The organism is Streptomyces albidoflavus (assembly GCF_000719955.1).
GTDB lineage: Bacteria > Actinomycetota > Actinomycetes > Streptomycetales > Streptomycetaceae > Streptomyces > Streptomyces albidoflavus.
The window spans coordinates 1-5,772 of record NZ_JOII01000076.1 but is presented as its reverse complement, the minus strand read 5'-3'; the positions used below and the strand labels follow the sequence as shown (position 1 = coordinate 5,772).

2 protein-coding genes are annotated in these 5,772 nt (G+C 75.8%); both read right to left on the bottom strand.

Annotated features, from left to right (window positions below):
• Positions 1–3,390 (bottom strand): beta-ketoacyl synthase N-terminal-like domain-containing protein (locus tag IF45_RS34330; protein ID WP_030310921.1); only part of this gene is annotated, 3,390 nt, incomplete at its 3' end.
• A 38-nt stretch (positions 3,391–3,428) separates the two neighbouring features.
• A complete protein-coding gene (locus tag IF45_RS0130920) occupies positions 3,429–5,768 on the bottom strand; it encodes an SDR family NAD(P)-dependent oxidoreductase (protein ID WP_078842962.1) in 2,340 nt (779 codons plus the stop codon).
• Positions 5,769–5,772 lie beyond the last annotated feature (4 nt).

Genomic DNA, 5,772 nt, shown 5'->3' with positions numbered 1-5,772 from the left:
CGGCGGGGGTGGGGCGGGCGCGGCGGGTTCCGGCGGGGGCGTCGTGGAGTCCTGCGTCCCGCCGGCGCCGGTGACGGCGGGCGAGTCCGCGAACGCCGGTGCCTCGGTCAGCAGGAACTCGGCGAAGCGGCGCGGGGTGGGGTACTCGAAGAACACCGTGGGGTAGAGGGTGAGGCCGTGTTCGTCGGAGAGGCGCTCGCTCAGCGCGACCAGGCCGACGGAGTCGAATCCGGCCGACAGGAACTCGGTGTCGGCGTCCTCGGCCGTGGTCCCGGTCAGGGCCAGGAACCAGGTGAGGAGCCGTGCGGAGGCGCTCGCCGGACTGGTGGGGGCGGCCGGCGGGGTGAGGGGCGCGGCCCGTTCCGGAGCAGGGCGCGGAGAGGGAGCCGGTGCCGGGGCGGAGGGAGCGGAGGGAGCGGAGGGAAGTGCCTCCGGCGCGTCGCCGAAGGCCGCCGCCGGCACGCGCTTGGAGGCCATGTCGGTAAAGGTCAGCAAGGGCCGGCCGGTCGCGTCGGTCACGGTCTGGGTGACGCGGCACGCCTCGTCGTTCCAGAAGGCGGTACGGGTCCGGACGTAGGCGGCCTCCTCCAGCGGGCCGTACACCTCGACGCGGCCGGCCGAGAGCGGGATGAAGGCGGCCGCGTCGCCCGCGCCGAACACCGGGTTGTCCGGGTTGATCGCGGCGATGGTGACGCTGTCGAGCAGGCCGGGGAAGAGTGCGGTGCCCGCCGGATTGAGCGGCTGCTGGCGGGCGCCTTCGACGCGGGCGAGTGTGCCGCCGTCGGGGAGGCCGGCGACCCAGGAGATGTTCCGGTAGTAGCGGCCGTGGTGGTAGCCGATCCGGCGCAGCCAGCGGTACAGCCCGGAGCCCGCGTGGATCTCCGCACAGGACTCCAGGAGGGAGGCGACCGGTTCGGGAGACGGTTCGGCGGTACGCCCGGTGAGGTACCGGCCGGTGACGAAGGGTTCGCGGCTCTCGGCGTCCTCGACGGTGAACGCGCCGTCGCCCGCCACCCGGCAGACCACGCGAGAGGCCCCGGCGGGGATGAGGGGGCGGTGGAAGAGGACGTCGGCGACGCCGTGGAAGGGCACACCGCGCAGGGCGGCCCCTTCGCGCAGGAAGTCGAACCAGGCGACGCCCGGGAGCATCACCGTGCGGTACACGGCGTGCTGGGCGATCGGTGTCTCCCCGGGCCCGAAGACCCGGGCGAAGGCGTGTCCCCCGGCGTCGGCCTCCTCGGGGGCGTCCGCCGTGGGTGTCCCGGGTTCGGCGGTGCGCAGCGGCTCGGGGAGGTCCAGGGCGGGCCCGTCGGGCTGGGCGACGGGCAGCAGCCGCTTGTGCCAGGGGCGGCCGGCCTGGAGGGCCGTCCAGTCGATCGCGTGACCGGCGGCGAAGAGTTCGGCGGTGACGGCGGCGGTCACGGCGGCCACCCCTGGCGCGTCGCGGACGGCGGCCAGGCGTGCGCAGAGCTCGCCGTCGTCCCGCCGCGCCGCGTCCTCGGCGGCGCGCGAGGGCTCGCCGTCGTGCCGGAGCACGTCGGCGAGGGCCTGCTCCAGCGGGACGCGTCCCCAGGCGAAGTCGGTGACCGCCGTCCACCCGGCGGGAAGCTCGACGGCGTCCTCCGGGAGCCCCGCCGCCCGCAGGGCCACGGTGAGGGCGACCGCGGTGCTGAGCCGCAGCAGCTCTCCCGAGAACGTCTCCAGCCGGCGGCCGGTCGCCGTCTCGAAGAGGCCGAGGACCTCGTCGACGGCGGGGGTGGCGCCGCGCAGGGCCGTAAGCCAGGCGGGCGGTGTGGCAGCGGCCTCCGGGCGGACCGCCACGGTGGTCCGGGGCGGCTCCTCGGTCCCGCCGGGCCGCAGCAGCCAGGTGCGCAGGGCCCGGGCCAGTGCGGCGGCGTCCGTGCCGCAGACGGCGAGCCGTTCGCCGTGGTGGGGCCGGGCCAGCCGGGCGGTGGCGCACACGTGGTGCAGGTCCTCGGCGGCGGAGGGGAGGAACTGGAGCCACTGGGCCGCCAGTTCGCGGAGCCCGTGAGCGGTGGTGGCCGACAGCGGCAGGACGTGGACCGTCGGGGTGACGGGACCGGCGGGGATCTGCGCTTCGGGTAAGGCCACCGCCTGGGCGACGACGTGCGCGTTGGTGCCGCCGAAGCCGAAGCCGCTCACTGCCGCCCGGCGGACCGGCACCGAGGGCCAGGGGCCCGGCTCGGCCGGCAGGTGGAAGGGGCTGTTCGCCAGGTCGAGGCGGGGGTTGGGCCGTTCGACGCCGAGCGCGGGGACGAGTCCTTCGCGGAGCAGGACGAGGATCTTGGCGAGCCCGGCGAGTCCGGAGGCCGAGTGGAGGTGGCCGATGCGCCGCTTGAGGGAGCCGAGGGCGACGGACCCGCGCGGGACCCCGGCACGGCCGAACACCTCGGTGAGGGCGCGCGCCTCGATCGGGTCGCCGATGGCGGTGCCGGTGCCGTGCGCCTCGACGTACTGGACGGTGGCGGGGTCGATCGTCTCGTAGACCTTGCCGAGGAGTTCCACCTGGGCGTCCAGGCTCGGGGTGGTGACGCCCATGGTGGCGCCGTCGTTGTTGACGGCCGCCGCGTCGATCGCGCCGAGGACCAGGTCGCGGTCGGCGAGGGCGGCGCGCAGGGGCTTCAGTACCAGGGCGACGGCGCCTTCTCCTGGCACGTAACCGTCGGCCCTGCTGTCGAAGGTCCGGCAGAGGCCGTCCGGTGAGAGGGCGCCGTTGCGGGAGAGCAGGACGAACGTCAGGGGGTCGATGAGCAGGTCGACCCCGCCGACCACGGCCAGGTCGCAGGCGCCCGCGCTCAGGCTCTGGCAGGCGAGCCAGACGGCGGTCAGGGACGAGGAGCAGGCCGTGTCGACGACGAGGCTGGGGCCCGACAGGTCGAAGCGGTCCGAGAGCCAGGCCGCCATGAAGTTCTGCGATCTGCCCCACAGGGCGGCCGGGCCTGCGGCGGTCTGCGGTGCTCCGCCGAGGCCGCGTCCCTGGTCGAAGCCGTAGGCGTTCATGCGGGCGCCCACGAAGACACCGGCGTTGAGCCTGCGCCGGGTCCGGAGGTAGCCGGAGTCCTCCAGCGCCCGCGCGCCGACCTCCAGCATGGTCCGCTGTTGCGGGTCGAGGCTGCGGGCCTGGTCGGCGGTGAGGCCGAACGCCGTGTGGTCGAAGGAGAACGGGTCGAGGAGGAAGGCACCCCGGTGGTGGGAGCCCTGGTGGGGGCCGTCCCCGAGGTGGAGGTCGCGGCGCCAGCGGCTGGCCGGGACCTCGTCGACCTCGACGGTGTCGTGCCGCAGCATCTCCGTCAGGTCGGCGGCGTCCTCGGCGCCGGGGAGCCGTGCCGCCAGGCCGATGACGGCGATCCGGCGGTCCTCTTCGTTCACGGCGGTCCTCCCGGTCGGGTCTGCGGTGGGGTGCGGGGTCACGGCGTCACCCCGTCTCCGCCGTCGGTGAGCAGGGGCCTCAGCAGGAGGCTGAGCGCGGTGGCGCCCGTCGCGTCCGCCGGAACGGCCGGCCCCGCGCCCGCCTCCGGCGGTCCGGCGGCGGTGGCGGCCAGTTCGGCGGCGAGCTCGTCGGCGGTGCGGGCGCGCATCAGCAGTGAGGGATCGACTGTGCGGCCCGCCCGCTGTTCCAGGGCGGTGGCGAGCTCCGCGATGACCAGTGAGTCGAGCCCGAGGCCGCGCAGAGGGCGGTCGCCCGGATCGTCGCCCAGCACGTGCAGGAAGGCGTCCCGTACGTGGGCGCGCAGTGCGGTGCGGTCGCGGCCGGTGGCCGGGGCGGGGATGAGCGTGCGGGTACCCGGCCCGGGTTCCCGGGTTTCGGGGGTGTCGGCCGGGGAGGCGGGCGAGGGCGCGGGTGTGTGTCCCGGGAGGACGACGGCGCCGCCGGTGAGCAGATGGCCGAAGAAGGCGGCTTCCGCCTCGGTGGCGTCGAGGGAGTGGGCGGCGGCGAAGTCGGCGTCGGCGGCCATGCCGACGCCGGTCCAGTTGGGCCAGGCGTGGGCGGTGACGGCGGTGGCGGGCCCGTGCTCCCGTTCGGCCAGCGCCAGTTGGTAGGCGTTGGCGAGGCTGTAGTCGACCAGGCCGCGTCCGGCGTCCGCGTGCGTTCCGGCGAGGGAGGACGTCAGCACCGCGAAGTCGGCGCCCCGGTCCTGGGCCAGCCGGACGGCGTGGAGCGAGCCGTCCGTCTTCGGGGTGACGACGCGGGCGGCGTCGGCCCAGGGGCGGCGGCGCATCGCGCCGAAGGCGTTGACTCCGCCGGAGCAGTGCACGACCCCGCGCAACCGGCCCCACCTCGCGTCCAGTTCGCCGACGACGGCGGTGAGCGCCGGGGCGTCGGCCACGTCGCACGACCGGTAGACCACCTCGGCCCGCGTGGCGAGGGCGCGGAGCACCTGGGACCGGCCGGGGTCGAGGGCGGAGCGGCCGACGATGCCGATGTGCCGTGCGCCCCGGTCGATCAGCCGCTCGACGAGGCGCCGGCCGATCGCTCCGAGGCCGCCGGTCACCAGGTAGTAGCCGTCGGGACGGACCTCGTAGGCGCGGCCGGGCCGCACGGGGGACGTGTCGGGGACGTACCGGACGCCCGCCCGGTGGGCGGCGACGGTGCTTTCACCGCCCTGGCGCAGCGCCGCGTACTCGGCGGCGAGCACCCGGGCCCGGGCTTCGGCCGGTTCCGACGGGTCCAGGTGGACGACCGCGTGGGCGATGCGGCTCTCGGCGCAGGCGGCCGCGACGGCCATGGCCTGGGCCGCCGTGCCGGGGCGCAGGCTCGCGTGCTCCCCGGGCCGCACGGCGGCGCCGTGGCAGGCGGCCCAGAGCAGCCTGCCGTGCGGGGGCAGCGCTTTCAGCGTCTTTGCGACACGTGCCCAGAAGGTGCTGAGGTCGGGCTCCTGGCCGGGCGGGGTGGCGTCCACCATCAGGACGGTGTCGGCCTCGGCCTCGGTCCCGGCCACGTGGGCGCCGTGGGCACGCAGCTCCGCGGTGAGCGCCTCGTGGAGAGCGGGGTCGGTGACGACGAGGCGGACAGTGCCGGGTGCGGCCTGGGCCTCCTGAGGCAGTGCCTCTTCGCGCCAGGTGGCCCGGTACGCCTCCGGAGGCGTGTCCTCGGCCGGGGCGGTCGTCTCGGTGTGCATGTGCCAGTGCCGGCCCGGCGCGAACGGGTAGGTCGGCAGGTCCGTGGTGCGCGCGCCGGGGACGGAGAGCGCGGGCCAGTCGACCCCGGTGTACCCCGTCCGCACCAGCTCGGCCAGGGCGGCGTGGCCGGTCGGCGCCGGGTCCGGGGCGCGGGTGCCGGAGCCGGCGACGCCGACCGGGACGCGTCCGGCGGCGACGGCCCGCAGGTTCTCGGCCAGTTCGGCGGCGTCGCGTCCGTGGACGGCGGTCACGTACTCCTGCGGCGAGCGGCCGACGTTGGCGGTGTGGCACAGGTCCGCGGTGTCCCACGGGCCCCGGGAGGTGGCGAAGCGGTCGGCGTAGGCGGCGGCGAGTTCCCGTACCACCCGCTCGTCCGCCCCCGTCACCCGCACCAGATGACTGTCCTGCACCGGCACCGCACCACGCTCCACCCGTGGCGGCTCCTCCACGATCACATGGGCGTTCACCCCACCCATCCCGAACGCACTCACCGCACCACGCCGCGGACCCTCTTCACGACCCCACACCCAGGCACGATCCACCAGAAAGAACGGCGAATCCTCGAACCGGATGTGATCATTCGGCCGCCGCACATGCAACGAACCCGGAACCACCCCATGCTCCATCGCC

Excerpts from the sequence above, each read along its gene's own strand:
- IF45_RS0130920 (WP_078842962.1), bottom strand. The coding sequence starts at position 5,768 with ATGGAGCATGGGGTGGTTCCGGGTTCGTTGCATGTGCGGCGGCCGAAT.